General features: G+C 72.3%; 14 protein-coding genes. 9 read left to right on the plus strand and 5 right to left on the minus strand.

The window, feature by feature from the left end; translation table 11 throughout:
• Positions 1-141: 141 nt before the first annotated feature.
• Positions 142-840, minus strand: a complete 699-nt coding sequence (locus tag ABEA81_RS08610) for a GntR family transcriptional regulator (RefSeq protein WP_345604322.1) — start codon at positions 838-840, stop codon at positions 142-144.
• A gap of 245 nt (positions 841-1,085) precedes the next feature.
• Here ABEA81_RS08610 and ABEA81_RS08615 point away from each other — a divergent pair, with 245 nt between their 5' ends.
• The 8 genes from ABEA81_RS08615 (at position 1,086) to ABEA81_RS08650 (ending at position 10,722) form a co-directional block, all read left to right on the plus strand.
• Complete coding sequence (locus ABEA81_RS08615; RefSeq protein WP_345604323.1) at positions 1,086-2,066, plus strand: carbohydrate ABC transporter permease; 981 nt, start codon at positions 1,086-1,088, stop codon at positions 2,064-2,066.
• The gene (locus ABEA81_RS08620; protein ID WP_345604324.1) at positions 2,063-2,959 is read left to right on the plus strand and encodes a carbohydrate ABC transporter permease; all 897 of its coding nucleotides are present in this window, start codon (positions 2,063-2,065) and stop codon (positions 2,957-2,959) included. The genes ABEA81_RS08615 and ABEA81_RS08620 overlap by 4 nt, the downstream gene beginning before the upstream one ends.
• A gap of 34 nt (positions 2,960-2,993) precedes the next feature.
• Positions 2,994-4,418: an ABC transporter substrate-binding protein gene (locus ABEA81_RS08625; RefSeq protein ID WP_345604325.1), complete on the plus strand. Its 1,425-nt coding sequence runs from the start codon at positions 2,994-2,996 to the stop codon at positions 4,416-4,418.
• Positions 4,419-4,440: 22 nt separating this feature from the next.
• Entirely contained in the window at positions 4,441-6,192 is a 1,752-nt protein-coding gene (locus ABEA81_RS08630) for a GH39 family glycosyl hydrolase (RefSeq protein WP_345604326.1), read from the plus strand.
• Positions 6,189-7,634 (plus strand): NAD-dependent succinate-semialdehyde dehydrogenase, encoded by a 1,446-nt coding sequence (locus ABEA81_RS08635; RefSeq protein ID WP_345604328.1) that lies wholly within the window; start codon positions 6,189-6,191, stop codon positions 7,632-7,634. The genes ABEA81_RS08630 and ABEA81_RS08635 overlap by 4 nt, the downstream gene beginning before the upstream one ends.
• The gene (locus ABEA81_RS08640) at positions 7,631-8,539 is read left to right on the plus strand and encodes a dihydrodipicolinate synthase family protein (protein WP_345604329.1); all 909 of its coding nucleotides are present in this window, start codon (positions 7,631-7,633) and stop codon (positions 8,537-8,539) included. Before ABEA81_RS08635 ends, ABEA81_RS08640 begins: the two co-directional genes overlap by 4 nt.
• Positions 8,536-10,227, plus strand: a complete 1,692-nt coding sequence (locus ABEA81_RS08645) for a dihydroxy-acid dehydratase (protein ID WP_345604330.1) — start codon at positions 8,536-8,538, stop codon at positions 10,225-10,227. Before ABEA81_RS08640 ends, ABEA81_RS08645 begins: the two co-directional genes overlap by 4 nt.
• Positions 10,228-10,500: 273 nt before the next feature.
• Positions 10,501-10,722: a hypothetical protein gene (locus ABEA81_RS08650; protein WP_345604331.1), complete on the plus strand. Its 222-nt coding sequence runs from the start codon at positions 10,501-10,503 to the stop codon at positions 10,720-10,722.
• A 20-nt stretch (positions 10,723-10,742) separates the two neighbouring features.
• On the opposite strand, the gene ABEA81_RS08655 is transcribed toward ABEA81_RS08650, so the two are convergent.
• The 4 genes from ABEA81_RS08655 to ABEA81_RS08670 all read right to left on the minus strand — a co-directional run bounded on the left by ABEA81_RS08655 (position 10,743) and on the right by ABEA81_RS08670 (position 14,574).
• Positions 10,743-11,261, minus strand: coding sequence for an MFS transporter (locus ABEA81_RS08655; protein ID WP_345604333.1), 519 nt, complete (start codon positions 11,259-11,261; stop codon positions 10,743-10,745).
• Positions 11,262-11,505: 244 nt separating this feature from the next.
• Positions 11,506-13,017, minus strand: a complete 1,512-nt coding sequence (locus ABEA81_RS08660) for a tripartite tricarboxylate transporter permease (protein WP_345604334.1) — start codon at positions 13,015-13,017, stop codon at positions 11,506-11,508.
• Positions 13,018-13,027: 10 nt separating this feature from the next.
• Positions 13,028-13,561 (minus strand): tripartite tricarboxylate transporter TctB family protein, encoded by a 534-nt coding sequence (locus ABEA81_RS08665; protein ID WP_345604335.1) that lies wholly within the window; start codon positions 13,559-13,561, stop codon positions 13,028-13,030.
• Positions 13,558-14,574 carry a Bug family tripartite tricarboxylate transporter substrate binding protein gene (locus ABEA81_RS08670; RefSeq protein WP_345604336.1) on the minus strand — a complete coding sequence of 339 codons (1,017 nt, stop codon included), beginning with the start codon at positions 14,572-14,574 and terminating at the stop codon, positions 13,558-13,560. Before ABEA81_RS08670 ends, ABEA81_RS08665 begins: the two co-directional genes overlap by 4 nt.
• 117 nt (positions 14,575-14,691) lie before the next feature.
• Here ABEA81_RS08670 and ABEA81_RS08675 point away from each other — a divergent pair, with 117 nt between their 5' ends.
• The gene (locus ABEA81_RS08675; RefSeq protein ID WP_345604337.1) at positions 14,692-15,585 is read left to right on the plus strand and encodes a LysR substrate-binding domain-containing protein; all 894 of its coding nucleotides are present in this window, start codon (positions 14,692-14,694) and stop codon (positions 15,583-15,585) included.
• Positions 15,586-15,632 lie beyond the last annotated feature (47 nt).

Consider the following 15,632-nt stretch of genomic DNA (forward strand, 5'->3'; position numbering starts at 1 on the left):
ACCGACGTCCGTGTGTGACGCGCGGCGGCCTGTCCGGCGTCGCACACCAACACCTGCCTCACCCGCCAACACGTGTGCCCGCACACCGACTGCAGTTCCTGTGCCGGCGGCGCAGTTCGTGGGTGACCGCCCGCCGGGGCCTCAGCCGTCGGTCGCCGCGGCCTCGGTGCGGGCGGCACGCAGGCGGTCGTAGGCGCCGACCAGGTGCTTGTCGATGAACGCGACGGCGGCATCGACGTCGCCTCCCGCGACGATGTCGCGGATGGCGCTGTGCTCCGGGTGGGCGATCTCGTGGAAGTCGCGCCGGGCCTGGTGGCGGTCGTGCAGGAACATCGCGACCTGGCTGCGCGTCTGCTGCCACGAGCGCTCCAGCCGGGAGTGCGCGGCCGCGCGGACGAGCACGTCGTGGAAGGCGAGGTCGAGGTCGACGGCCACCTCGGGTGCGTAGTCGGCGTCGAGCCGCAGCATCCGGTCGAGGACGGCGTCGAGCTCGGCGAGGTGCTCCGCGGTGAGCCGGCCGCAGGCGCGCTCGACCGCGAGCCGCTCCAGCGCGCGCCGCAGCGTGTAGACCTCCTCGGCGTCCTCGCTGGTGAGCGTGATGACCTGGGCGCCGCGGTGGCGGCGCAGCACCACGAGCCCCTCCCGCGCGAGCTCGACCAGCGCCTCGCGCACCGGCCCACGGCTCATGCCGAGCGCGGTGGCGAGCTCGGCCTCCCGCAGGTGCGCGCCCTGGGGGAGGGCGCCGGTAGTGATCATCTGCCGGATCGCGGGCACCACGGTGGCCGACAGCGCAGGGCTGGGTTGGGTCGCGATGGTGAGGTGGTCGAGCGGCCCAGGCACAGCGTCTCCCTTGCGATCGAAACCCGGTCGATTGTTAACATTTGACTTTTGACTACGCTGCGACCAGGCTACGGCACGGCAGTCGCTCGACGAGGCGCCGCGATGATCATCCGCATCGACGTCCGCCTCCTGCCGGCCGACGAGGCGACCCGCCCCGCCGCGACCGACCGGGCCCCGCGCACCCCGCACCGCACGACGATCACTGCCGGCGCATTTTGTGAGCGCTCACACCGTGGAGAGCACCGATGGCGAAACCGACGCTGGCGGACCCACCCGTCGCGACCCCGACGGCGGAGCAGCTGAAACCCGCCCCCGTCCGGGGCGACCACCTGCGGCGCCGGAACCTGTGGATCTGGGCGTTCCTCATGCCGACGGTGGTGCTGTACGGCCTGTACACGATCTACCCGGTCGTCGCCAGCTACTGGTACTCGCTCGTCGAGTGGAACGGGTTCGAGTCCGAGCAGCGCTTCGTCGGGATCAGCAACTACCAGGCCGTGCTCGCCGATCCCGGCTTCTGGAACTCCGTGTGGATCACCCTGGTCTTCATGCTGCTGGTGGTGCCGGCCCGGATCTTCCTCAGCCTGCTGCTGGCGATCGTGCTGAACTCGCCGAAGCTGCCGTTCGCCGCGCTCTTCCGCACGGTCTACTTCCTGCCCGTGGTGACCACGACGGCGATCGTCGGGGTCGTCATGCAGTTCATCTTCGATCCCGCGAGCGGCCCCATCAACGCCGCCCTGCAGGAACTCGGCCAGTCGCGGGGGATCAACTTCCTCGGCGACTCGGGGATCGCCCTGCTGACCGTCTCGGCGGTCTACGTCTGGAAGTTCTTCGGGGTCACCATGATCTACTGGCTGGCCGCGTTGCAGACGATCCCGAGGGACCTCTACGAGGCGGCGACGATCGACGGGTCGTCGGCCGTGCAGACCTTCCGGCACATCACGCTGCCGCTGCTGATGCCCTTCCTGCTGATCATCACGGTGCTGACGATCGAGGACACGTTCCGCGCCTTCGACCTGATGCAGTCGATGACGGGCGGTGGGCCGTTCTTCGGCACCGAGGTCATCGAGATCTACATCTACCGGTGGGCCTTCGCCGCCTCGATCCCCCAGCTGGGCTTCGCGTCGGCGGCCGCGGTGCTGTTCGGCCTGTTCGTGATGGTGTTCGGGTTCTTCCAGCTGTGGGCGGTCTACGCCGCGCGGCGCCTGAGGGCGGAGACGACGCGATGAGCACGACGACACGCACGACGACGTCACACGCTGTCCCGGCTGCCCGCCGTCGCACCCTGCGCGACCGGTTCCGGCGCATCCCGTGGTGGGGCGCGGTCGCCCTGCTCGCGCTCCTCGCGCTGCTGTGGATCTACCCCTTCCTCTGGATGGTGTCGGCCTCGGTGAAGAGCTCTTCCGAGGTGTTCAGCAGCGGCACGAGCCTGTGGCCCGAGGAGTTCGACTGGGAGAACTACTCCCGGGCCTGGGACGACGCGGGCTTCGGCCGGTACATGCTGAACACGGTGATCGTGACGTTCGCGACGGTCGCGATCGTCGTCGTGCGCTGCGCGCTGTGCGGGTACGTGCTGGGCCGCTACCGGTTCCCGGGGTCTCGGATCATCGTCGGGATCCTGGTCGCCACCCTGTTCGTGCCCACCGGGTACACGATCATCCCGATCGTCAAGCTGTCGATGCAGCTGGGTGTCCTCAACTCGCTCGCAGGGATGGTCCTCGCCCTCGGCGGTGCCGCGAACGTGGCCTTCATCCTGATCTACGCCGGCTACTTCCGGCAGCTCCCGAAGGAGCTGGAAGAAGCGGCGATCATGGACGGCGCCGGGTTCTTCCGGGTCTTCTGGACCATCATGCTGCCGTTGTCGATGCCGGTCACGGCCACGGTCGCCCTGCTGACGTTCCTGGCCACCTGGAACGCCTTCTTCCTGCCACTGGTCTTCTCGTTCAGCAGCCCGGAACTGCGCACCCTCAGCGTGGGGATGCAGGCGTTCGTGGGGGAGAACGCCACCGACTGGTCGGGGATGGCCGCGGCAGGCGTCATCTCGATCGTCCCCATCGTGGTGCTGTTCCTGTTCCTGCAGCGCTACTTCGTCGAGGGCATCGCCGGTGCCGTCAAATCCTGAGCTTCGCCCCCACATCTCGAAGAGGAGAAGTGAGATGTCCCGAATCAGCCGCCGATCGTTCCTCGGCGCCACCGGCGCACTCGCCGCGACGACCTTCCTCGCCGCGTGCGGAGGTGGGTCCGGTGGCTCGTCGGGCGGCGGCGGGCTGCGGTGGTGGGACCACTACAGCGCCCTGCAGAACTTCCACAAGGACTGGGCCGAGACCCAGTCGCAGGCCCTGGGCGTGAGCGTCGAGTACACCTACAACGACGTGACTCGTGCGGTCGAGGCGCTGCAGCTGGCCAACCAGAGCAAGCAGCTGCCTGACGTCTACACGAACATCCTGGACATCCCGCTCGCCGCACTGGTCCGGGAGGGGTGGGTCCACGAGCTGGCCCTCTCCGACGAGGTGAAGGCCCGGCTGCCGGAGGGATCCCTCACCGAGGGGATCACGAACCTCGACGGCAAGGTGTACGGGCTGCCGCTGTTCGCCTTCCGCCAGTACGCCGCCGCCACCTGGTTCAACCGCGACATCGCCGCTCAGGCCGGGATCGACCCGGCGAACCCGCCCACCAGCTACGACGCGTACCGCGACGCCCTGCGCCGGATCGCGGCGACCGGCACCGCGCCGATGATGCTCGCGCTCGGTGGCAAGGCGCGCATGGGTGAGCAGATCAACGACATGGCGTGCGCCGCGGGCTTCCCCGGGTTCGAGGGGCTGGTGTTCGGCACCGGCGAGTTCGCCTACCACCACGACGCGTACGTGACGGCCATCGAGTTCTGGAAGGAGCTGAACGACACCGGCCTGATCATCCCCGGGGCGATCAACTTCACCGTCGCCAACGCGCGCACCCGGTGGGCGGCCGGCTCCGCGGGCTTCTTCCCGGACGGGCCGTGGTGCGCGGGCGGGGTCAAGGCCGTCAACCCGGACTTCGTGCCCACCATGGCCGTGGGCCCGATCCTCACCCCCGAGGCGGGCACGGCACCGGTCGTCTACCGCGGGGCGCCCGCCTCGCAGATCTTCGTGGCCGGCAGCACAAAGGACGCCGAGCACGCGAGCGCGCTCGTCAGCTCCTTCACCACGCCGGAGTACCAGGCCGGACTCGCCGCCGGCATGGACCAGCCCCCGCTGAACCTCGAGATCGTCGGGACCGCCGACGTGATCGAACCCTACCGGCAGGTCGTCCGGTTCTTCGAGGAGCAGGTGAAGCGGATGCCCGAGGCCGTGGTGCGCAACCCGCAGTACGCCGCCGTCCAGGCGCAGCAGGCGCCCATCAGCCCCAACCTCGGCGACATCGTCCAGGGCTACCTCGGCGGCAACATCCCCGACCTGCGCGCCGCCCTGCGCCAGCTCTCCGACGCCTCCACCGCCGACCGGGACAACGCGCTGAAGAAGGCCACAGCCGCAGGCGCCCAGGTCTCGGAGGCCGACTTCGCGTTCCCGAACTGGCAGGCCGGCACCGACTACGCCTACGCCTGACACCTGATCCCGAAAGGCTGAGATGACCCGAACCGACCAAAGCAGGACCGACCAGAACAGCTCGCCGAGCGCGGTGCAGGCGCTGCGCCACGCCCCGCACGTCCCGGACGCCCCGCACGTGCGGCGCGCCGCGGTGCGGGTGGACGCGGGCGACGACCGGGGCGCGTTGCCGCGGCCGTGGGCGAGCCTCGGCTACGACGAGATCAACTGGACCTACACCGCGCAGGGCAAGCGGACGCTGAACACGATCGGCTCCTTCGCCGAGACCGCCTACCACGTGCGGCCGCACTACATCTTCAACAGCGGCACCGGGCTCGGGCTGCCGCACTGGGGCGCGGGCAACGTCTACCACGAGGACGCCGACGGCACCCCGTTCTACGACTTCACGATCGCCGACCAGGTCTACGACACGATCGTCGGCGCCGGGCACCACCCGCTCGTCGAGCTGGCCTTCACCCCGCGCGCGCTGGTGCCGGAGGACCGGGCGAAGGCGGACTTCGCGTTCACCCCGAGCCCCACCCTCTACAGCGAGTACGAGGCGGGCTGGTGGTCCTACCCGCCGAAGGACTACGCGAAATGGGGCGGCCTGGTCGCCGCCCTCGCCGCGCACTGCCGCGACCGCTACGGCGCCGACGAGGTGTCGCACTGGCTGTGGGAGCTGTGGAACGAGCCCGACATCTCCTACTGGCGCGGCACGCCGGAGGAGTTCCACGAGCTCTACGCCGTCACCGCGCGGGCCGTGCGCAGCGTGCTGCCCGGGGCGAAGGTGGGCGGGCCCGCCGTGACCGGCGGCGACCAGGGCGCCGAGTTCCTGCGCGGCTTCCTCGCCGCGTGCGCCGAGCGGGACCTGCCGCTGGACTTCGTCTCGTTCCACACCAAGGGCGCGCACTTCACCCCGTGGCGCACCTACGGCCCGATCGGCGCCCCGGCGCCGGAGCGGCAGTCCCCGTCGACGACGAAGATGCTGCGCGAGATCGACAGGGCGCTCGCCGTGATCGAGGAGTTTCCGCAGTACACCGGCCTGCCGGCCATCGTCGACGAGTGCGACGCCTCGGTGCCCGCGCACTGGGGCGTGTACGACAACCCGAACTTCGCCTACCGCAACACCGAGTACTACCCGGTGTTCCAGGCCAAGCTCATGAAGAAGGTGCTCGACCTCAACGAGCGGCACACCGCTCAGGTGGCCGAGGCCACCACGTGGAGCTTCTCCATGGAGGGCGAGCGCTACTTCGAGGGCACCCGCAGCTTCGTCACCGCGTCCGGCATCGAGAAGCCGCTGATGAACGGCTACCGCGCGCTCGCACACCTGGGCGACCGCAGGCTCGGGGCGAGCTCCGACGCCGCCGTCGCGGTCGACGACCTCGCAGCGCTCGGCGCCGGCCTGGCCGAGGAGGTCGACGTGCTCGCGTCGGCCGGCTCCACCGACGGGCGCATCGCGGTGCTGGTCTGGCGGCACGCCGACGACCAGTACGCGACCGACGACGAGCCCACCGTGGTCGACCTGCGGGTCGACGGCCTCGCCGCGGGGGAGTGGACCCTCCGGCACTGGCGGATCGACGCGGGCCACAGCAACAGCCACACGGTGTGGCAGGACCTGGGCGCTCCGCAGGACCCGACGCCGGAACAGCTGGCCACGATCACCGACCGGCAGGGCCTCGAGCGCTACGCCGAGGACACGACCGTCACGGTCGACGGGCCGGGGTTGTCGCTCACCGTGGAGCTCCCGCTGCCGGCGGTGAGCCTGCTCGTGCTCGTGCCCGGGACGAACGCGTGAGCAGGATCCTCGAGCAGCTGTTCATCGGCGGGGCGTGGCGCGACGCCTCCGACGGCGCCGTGATCGACGTCCACGACCCCGCCACCGGGGAGGTGGTCGCCCGGGTGCCCAACGCGTCCGACTCCGACCTCGACGACGTGCTCGCCGCCGCGGCCGCCGGGTTCGCGACCTGGCGGCGGTCCGCCCCCGCGGAGCGCGCCGCGGTCCTGCGGCGGGCGGCCGCCCTGCTGGCCGAGCGCGCGGAGGACATCGCCGCGGTCCTGACCCAGGAGCAGGGCAAGCCGCTGGCCGAGGCGCGGGCCGAGGTGCGGCAGGCGGGCGAGTACTTGGACTGGTTCGCCGGCGAGGCCCAGCGCTCCTACGGGCGGGTGCTCGCCACCGAGCCCGGGCGCCGGTCGTGGGTGGAGCGCCGCCCGGTCGGTCCCGTCGCGGCGTTCACGGCGTGGAACTTCCCGGCCTCGCTGCCCGCGCGCAAGCTCGCGCCCGCCGTCGCGTACGGGTGCAGCATCGTGCTCTGCCCCGCCGTCGAGGCGCCGCGCACGGCGATGGCGCTGGTCGCGGTGCTGCAGGACGCCGGCGTGCCGGACGGGGTGGTCAACCTGGTCACCGGCGACCCGCCGCGCGTCAGCACCCACCTCATCGCGTCGCCGACCATCGCGAAGATCACGCTGACCGGGTCGGTGCCGGTCGGGCAGGAGCTCGTGCGCCTGTCGGCAACCCACCTGCAGCCGCTCACCCTCGAGCTCGGCGGCCACGCCCCGGTGCTGGTGCTCGACGACCTCGACGACGCCGCCGTCGAGCGGGCCGCGGCCGCGGTCGTGCGGGCGAAGTTCCGCAACGCGGGGCAGGTCTGCGTCTCGCCGAGCCGGATCTTCGTCCAGGACGGCGTGCACGACCGGTTCGTCGCCGCCGCCCTGGACCGGGTGGCGGAGCTGCGGGTCGGCCCGGGAACCGACCCGGACGCCGACGTCGGGCCCCTCGCCAACGAGCGCAGGCGGACCGCGGTGGCCGAGCTCGTCGACAAGGCGGCGGCCGACGGCGCCACCGTGCGGTGCGGCGGCCGGGTCCCCGACGGCCCCGGCTGGTTCTACCCGCCGACCGTCCTCACCGACGTCCCGCCCGGCGCCGCGCTGCTCTCGGAGGAGCCGTTCGGCCCGATCCTGCCGGTGCTGCGGTTCACCGACCTCGACGAGGGCCTGGCCCGCGCGGGCGACGTACCGTACGGGCTGGCGGCCTACGTGTTCACCTCCGACCTCGCCCGGGCCGACACCGCGATCGCGGGCCTGGACGTCGGCATGATCGGGGTGAACGAGACCGCACTCGCGTCCGCCGCCTCCCCGTTCGGCGGTGTGCACCTGTCGGGCTATGGCCGCGAGGGGGGTACGGAGAGCATGGAGGCCTACACCGTGGCCACCGCGGTGTCGACGAAGGGAAGTCCGTGACAGTCGAGAAGCTCGCGCCCGGGGTGTGGGGGGTCCTCGCGACGCCGCTGACGGCGGACGGCGCGAGTGTGGACACCGAGTCCCTCACCCGGCAGGTGGAGCACTACGTCCGCATCGGGGCCACCGGGCTCACCGCACTGGGGGTGTTCGGCGAGGCGGCGCGGCTCACCCCGCAGGAGCGGCGCACCGTCGTCGCCACGGTCGCAGCGGCGGCCGCGGACCTGCCGATGGTGGTCGGGCTGTCCGCCCTGGACGCCGACGCGGCGTGCGCCGAGGCCGAGAACGTGCTCGACGCGCTGGACCGCCCGCCTGCCGCGCTGATGGTGCAGGTGGGCTCGCCCGACCCGGACACCGTGGTCGCGCAGGTCGGCGCGGTCGCGGAGCGCACCGGGCAGGGGATCGTGGTGCAGGACTACCCGGTGGTGAGCGGGGTGACGATCGCCACGGACGACCTGGTCGCTGCGGTACGGCGGATCCCGGCCGCGGTGGCCGTGAAGTCGGAGTCGTCGCCCAGCCCGCCCGCCGTCGCCACGCTGGTGGCCGGGCTGGACGTGCCGGTGTTCGGCGGTCTCGGCGGCACCGGCCTGCTGGACGAGCTCGCCGTCGGTTCCGCGGGGGCGATGACCGGCTTCTCCGTGCCCGAGGGGCTCATCGCGTGCGTGGGCGCGTTCCGCGACGGCGGGTACGCCGCGGCGCGCGAGGTGTGGCGCGACTACCTGCCGCTGGTCAACTTCGAGTTCCAGGCCGGCATCGCGTTGTCGCTGCGCAAGCACAGCTTCGTGCACCGCGGGCTGATCGCCACGCCCGCGGTCCGCCCGCCCGCCGCCCTCGCCCCGGAGTCGATGCTCGGCGTGCTGGCCGAGCACCTGCGCCACACCCCGCACGCGCTGCAGGTCCGCTCGTGAGCGGTCTCGACCGGGGCTTCGCCAACTACGGCGACGTCGCGTTCTCGCGGTTCCTGCGCCGCAGCTTCCTGCACGCGAGCGGGCGCTCCCCGGAGTCCCTCGACCGGCCCGTGATCGGCATCGCGACGTCGCCGAGCGACTTCAACCCTTGCCACCGGGCGCAGCCGGAGCTGGTGACCTCCGTCGAGCGCGGGATCCTCGCCGCGGGCGGGCTGCCGATGGCGTTCCCGACGATCTCGCTGGGCGAGAGCTTCCTGACGCCCACCTCGATGGTGTTCCGCAACCTCATGGCGATGGACGTCGAGGAGATGGTGCGGGCGCAGCCGATGGACGCGGTCGTGCTCGTCGGCGGCTGCGACAAGACCGTGCCCGCGCAGCTCATGGGCGCGTTCTCGGCAGGCCGCCCGGCGATCCAGCTCGTCACCGGGCCGATGTCCACCGGGCGCCACCACGGCGAACGGCTCGGTGCCTGCACCGACTGCCGCCGGTTCTGGGCGCGGTACCGGGCGGGTGAGGTCGACGACGCCGAGATCGCCGAGGTGGAGCGCAACCTCGCCACCACGGCCGGCACCTGCGCGGTGATGGGCACCGCCAGCACGATGGCCTGCATCGCCGAGGCGCTCGGGATGGCCCTGCCCGGCAGCGCCACCGCCCCGGCCGTGCACGCCGACCGGCTGCGGGTCGGCGAGGCCACGGGCGCCGCCGCCGTGGAGATCGCCCGTGCCGGCCGCACCCCGGACCAGGTCGTCACGCCGGCGTCGATCCGCAACGCGCTGCGCGTGCTGCTCGCGATCGGCGGCTCGACGAACGCGCTCGTGCACCTCACGGCGGTGGCCGGGCGCCTCGACCTGCGGATCGACCCGGACGAGCTCAACGCCCTCAGCGACACCACACCGGTCCTGGTGGAGCTCAAGCCGACCGGCGACCACTACATGGAGGACCTGCACGCGAGCGGCGGCCTGGGCGCGGTGCTGCACGAGCTGCGGGACCTGCTCGACCTGTCCGCCCCGACCGTCACCGGCAAGACGCTAGGCGACGTCCTCGGTGACGGACCGCGCTGGGTGGACCGCTCCGTCGTCCGCCCGCTGTCCGACCCGGCGCGCCCGGTGGGCGGCCTCGTCTGGCTGCGCGGGTCCCTCGCGCCGCAGGGTGCGGTGATCAAGCGGTCGGCCGCCGACCCCGCCCTGTTCGAGACCACCGGGCGGGCCGTGGTGTTCACCTCGCTAGAGGACCTCGCGGCCCGCATCGACGACCCCGACCTCGACGTCACGCCCGACGACGTGCTCGTGCTGCAGAACGCGGGCCCGCGCGGCGCCGGCATGCCCGAGGCCGGCTACCTGCCGATCCCGGGGAAGCTCGCCCGCGCCGGCATCAAGGACATGGTGCGCATCTCCGACGCCCGGATGAGCGGCACCGCCTACGGCACGATCGTCCTGCACGTCACGCCCGAGGCGGCGGTGGGCGGCCCGCTCGCGCTCGTGCGCACCGGCGACCGGATCCGGCTGTCGGTGCGCGATGCCCGCCTCGACCTGCTCGTCGACGAGGCCGAGCTGGCCCGCCGCCGCGCGGCGCTCCCACCACCGCCACCCGGTCCCGCCACCGGCTACGGCCGCCTGTTCCACGAGCACGTGCTCGGCGCCGACCAGGGCTGCGACCTCGACTTCTGCGTGCCCGCGGCCACCTCGTGACCCTGGCGGCGGTCCCACAGGAGCGCCCGCCCGCCGTGACGATCCGCGCGTTCGGGCACGCTGCGTGCGTGCCCCTGTCCCGTCGGTCGCGGCTCGTCACTCGATCGGGCGGGATCGGGTCGCTCCCGGTGAGAACTGTGCTCCTATGAGGAGAAGCAGACCGACGCTGGTGAGCAGGCCAGCACTGCGCCCGTGACCTCGGCTTTTCCCGGAAGCCGGCCACTCGACCTACTGCGCCGTCGATCTGGGGGCGCCGGAGGAAAAGGGGCGATCATGTTCACCCTGATCGTGCTTGCCAGCGGTACGAGCATCACGCCACTGATCAGGTTCATGCTCGCCGGGTTCGAGTGCCTCTCGCTCGGCGCGGTCGTCCTCCGGATCACGGACGCGTTCCGGGCGCCGCGGCTGGCGGATCTCGCGGCCCAGCGCCGGGAGCGGTGGGAGGCGGTCCACCCCGCTCCGGCGGGCGACGTGATCGACCAGGACGACGACTGACGCGCGCCCCGGGAGCCGGGTCAGGTCGGTGCGGTCGCGGCGCGGCGCAGCGACGCACCGTACGGGTCCGGCGAGAGCAGGGCGGTGACGATGGTGATCATCGCCATCGCCGACATGTACAGGGCGATCAGGTTGTACCCGCCGGTGGCGTCCAGCAGGGCGGTCGCGATGACGGGGGCCAGGCCGCCGGCGAAGACGCTGGCCGCCTGCGCCCCGATCGAGGCGCCGCTGTAGCGCACCTGCGGTTCGAACAGCTCGGAGAAGTAGGCCGGTTGCGGGGCGTAGACCGCGCTGTTGCCGACGTTGACCGCCACCACGGTCGCCAGGACGATGACCGGCAGCGAGCGGGTGTCGAGCGCCCAGAAGTACGGCCAGCTCATGGCGAGCAGGACCAGCGAGCCCCACAGCACGACCGGGCGGCGTCCGTACCGGTCGCACGCCCAGCCGTAGAACGGCAGGCTCACCAGGTGGTCGTTGCCGGCGGCCTGCATCGAATCCATCGAGTCGTGCACGATGCCCGTGAAGATGGTCTTCGTCAATCCCGCGGCGGCCTCGTTCCAGCGGCACGGATGATCTCCTCGGGCGGCAGCGTCACAGAGAGCGTTTCGAACGCGTCCACGGCCCTCGAGGTCGACGTGACGGGTCTCCGCCCGAGATCGAACACCCATGAGGTCTACGCCGTCCCGGTGGACCACCTGCCCTCTCCGCCGACACGTACGAGGGCCGGGCCCCGATCCCGGCGATCAGCGCCCAGGCGGTCGGGGGGCTGCGGCCGCACGCGTACTACGGCCTCTCCGCGAGCTCCTCCGCGGGCCTCCGGCGGCGCGCGAGCAGCGGTCTCACGAGCGGGAGGAGCGCGACCACCGTGAAGGCGGCGAGCAGCGTGCCGGAGATGGGGCGGGTGACGAACCCGGTGGCGTCGCCCTCGAAGATGATCAGGGAGCGGCGCAGGGAGTCCTCCAGCAGCGAGCCGAGCACGAACGCGAGCACGAGCGGGCCCGGCTCGAACCCGAGCTTCTTCATCAGGTAGCCCAGCGCGCCGAAGACGATCACGAGTGCGATGTCGAAGACGTCGTTGCCGACCGTGTAGACGCCGACGAGGGTGATGAGCACGGTGATCGGCGCGAGGATCGTGGCCCGGACGCGCAGGATCCGGACGAACAGCCCGACCAGCGGGATGCTCATGATCAGCAGCAGGATGTTGCCGACGTACATCGAGTTGATCACCCCCCAGAACAGGTCCGGGTGCTCGGTGACCAGCCGCGGTCCGGGGCTCACGCCCTGGATGAGCAGCGCACCGAAGATCACGGCCATCGTCGCGTTGGCCGGGATGCCCAGTGTCAGCAGCGGGATGAACGACGAGGTGGCGGCGGCGTTGTTGGCGGTCTCCGGCGCCGCGACGCCCTCCACCGCCCCGCGCCCGAACCGCTCCGGCTGCTTCGCGCGGCGCTTCTCGATCGCGTAACCGGCGAGCGAGGCGATCGTGGCGCCGCCGCCCGGCAGGATCCCGAGCACGAACCCGATCAGCGAGCCCCGTCCGATGGCCCCGGACGACGCCCGCAGGTCGGCGCGCGACGGCCAGACGTCCGCGACGCGCGCCGGGGCCTGCACCGCCCGGTGGCGCTCCTCCAGGTTGTAGAGGATCTCCCCGAGCCCGAACAGGCCCATCGCGATCGGCACGAAGTCGATGCCGTCGGCCAGCGAGAGGTTCTCGAAGGTGAACCGCGCGGCGCCGGTGAAGCTGTCGCGGCCAACGGTGGCGAGCAGCAGCCCGACGCAGGCGGCGACGAGCGCCTTGAGCCGGTGGCCGCTGCTCACGGTCGCGACCAGCAGGATGCCCAGCAGCGCGAGCGCGGTGTACTCCGGCGGTCCGAAGTCGAGCGCGAACCCGGCGACCAGCGGCGCGAGCAGCGACAGCGCCACGATCGACACGGTGCCGCCGATGAACGAGCCGATCGCCGCGATGCCCAGCGCGGTGCCGGCCCGGCCCTGGCGGGCCATGGCGTGCCCGTCGAACACCGTGACCACCGAGGACGCCTCGCCGGGCAGCCGCAGCAGCACCGAGGTGATCGTGCCGCCGTACTGGGCGCCGTAGAAGATGCCGGCGAGCATGATGATCGCGGTCACCGGCTCGAGTCCGAACGTGATCGGCAGCAGGATGGCGATCGTGGCCGCCGGGCCGAGTCCCGGCAGCACCCCGACGAGCATGCCGACGACCACGCCGATGAGGCAGAACAGCAGGTTGGTCGGCTCCAGTACCACGCTGAAGCCCTCGACCACCGGAGTCAGGTCCACGGGGAGCCCCTCAGAACATGTGCGGGATGGGCACGGTGAGCAGCCCGACGAAGACGACGTAGAACCCGACCACCGTGGCGATGCTCGTGACGATCGAAGTCCGCCACGGCTCGCCGCCGAGGAACCTCAGCCACACGAACATCAGCAGGGCCGACGGGATCTCGAAGCCGATCACCGCGACGACGGCGACGAACCCGGCCATGGTGGCCAGGCCGGCGAGCACGAGCAGGCTCGCCCGGGTGAACCGCTCCGCGTCCCGGGTCCGCCCGGTCATCGCCAGCAGCCCGAGCCCGAGCACGACGAGCGCGCCGCTGATCAGCAGCGGCCAGGTGCCCGGGCCCGGAGTGCGTGCGCTGCCCACCCCGAGGGCGAACGAGCCGAGCAGCGCGGCCACGCCGAGCCCCACCACCGCGACCCCGACGACGACGTCGGTCGTCCGCCCGGCGACCGGCGGCCTGGCCTCGTGCCCGGCCTCCTCGATCTCGTGCAGTGCCTCCGACAGCCCGGGCGCGGCGTCGGGTTCCCCGGTCGGCTCCCTCGTCACTGCCCCGTGCCCAGGGTGATGCCGCGCTGCTCGGTGACCCGGCGGTAGCTCTCGAGGCTCTCCGTCCACTGCCTGCGCAGCTCCCCGCCGTCGACCTCGTTGGGCGTGAGCTGGTTGTCGGCGTTGAACCGCTTGTAGGCGTCGGTGCCGAACGCCTTCTGGAACGAGGCGCGCAGCCGGTCCAGCACCTCGGGCGGGGTCCCCTTCGGGGCGAACACCGCGCGCGACTGCTGCACCGGGACGTCGTAGCCGGCCTCCACCGCCGTGGGGGTGCCCGACAGGTAGGACGGCCGCTCCCCGGCGAATGTGACGATGGGTGTGAGCGTGCCCGACTCGATCTGCTCGACCGCCTCGCCCAGCTGGATCGAGCCGACGTCGACCTGGCCGCCGAGCACCGCGGTGAGCGTGGGCGAGCCGCCGTCGAACGGCACGGCGCTGGCCGCGATCCCGGCCTGGCCGAACAGGAGTGCCTGGGACAGCTCGCTCCCGGTGCCCACGCCGGTGGTGCCGTACGTGATCGGGCGGCCCGCGTTCGCGAGGTCGGCCACGGTGTGGAAGCCGGAGGCCGCGGCGGTCACGAGGACGTAGTCGTCCTGCGAGATGCCGGTGACGATGTCGTAGTCGGCGATGTCGACGGCCTCGTCGGGGGAGACGGCGAGCGGGGTGATATAGGCGAGGCTGCCGTTGAAGATCATGAGCGTGTGCCCGTCGGGCGCGGCGGTCGCGAGCTCGCGGGCGGCGAGCGCGCCGTTGGCGCCCGGCTTGTTCTCGACGGTGATCGGCACGCCCAGGTCGTCCGACGCGGGCTCGGCCAGCGCCCGGGCGATCAGGTCGGTGCTGCCGCCGGGGTCCTGGCCCACGAAGACCGTGATGGGGTCGCCGCCCGGGAACGCGGCCTCCGCACCGGACCCGCCGGAGCCGCCGAGGTTGCCTCCACAGGCGCTCAGCGCCAGAGCCGCGGTGATCCCGAGCGCGGCCACCGCCCCGCGGCGCCTGCCGACGTTCCTGGTCATGTGGTTCTCCCCTTCGAGACGCCGGTAGCCCTTGCCCGGGGCAGCCTAGGAACGGCGGTCATGCCTGTCCAAATCCCATGGAGCATGGATTGATACCGCCAGGGCATGATGGGGTGCATGGTGTACACCCTCGAGCAGCTGCGCGGGTTCGTGGCCGTTGCCGACGAGCTGCACTTCGGACGGGCCGCGGCCCGCCTGAAGATGACCCAGCCGCCGCTCTCGCGCCAGATCCAGAAGCTGGAGCGGGCCGTGGGCGCGCAGCTCCTCGTGCGGGACAACCGGCGGGTGAGCCTGACGGCGGCCGGGTCGGTCTTCCTCACGGAGGCGCGGCGGCTGCTGGCGCTGGCCGAGGCGGCCCCCGATCTCGCGCGCCGCGTCTCGTCGGGCACCAGCGGTGTGGTGCGCATCGGGTTCACCGCCGCGTCCACGTACGGCGTCCTCGGCCGGCTGCTCAACGAGCTCGGCCGCCGGCTGCCCGACGTCGACGTCGACCTCGCCGAGATGGTCACCCGCGAGCAGGTGGCGGCACTGGCCAACCGGGAGATCGACCTCGGGCTCGCGCGCCCGCCGTTCGACCGGGACACGTTCGAGTCGCGGCTGCTGCACCGGGAACCGATGCTCGTCGCGGCGCCGGCCGGGCACCGGCTGCTCGCGCTGGACCGCCCGGCGACCGCGGCCGACGTCGAGGGCGAACCGGTCGTCATGCACTCGCCGACGAAGGCGCGCTACTTCTACGACCTGATCGCCGGGGTCGTCGCGATCCCGCAGGAGGACATCGTCCACAGCGTGAGCCAGGTGCTCACGATGCTCTGGCTGGTGGAGGCGGGCCGCGGCATCGCGTTCGTGCCCGCCTCGGCGGCGCGGCTGCCGATCGCGGGCGTCGGCTTCGTGCGGCTGGCCACCCCCGTGCCCGAGCCCGCGGAGCTGCACCTGCTGTGGGTGAGGGAGTCCGCGAACCCGGCGTTGTGGCGGGTCCTCGACGTCCTGGACGGCGCTGCGGTCGCCTCCTGATGCCGGACCGGTATCGCACCATGCGGAACCGCTCTTGGACAGGCATC

This window comes from Pseudonocardia adelaidensis (assembly GCF_039543345.1).
GTDB lineage: Bacteria > Actinomycetota > Actinomycetes > Mycobacteriales > Pseudonocardiaceae > Pseudonocardia > Pseudonocardia adelaidensis.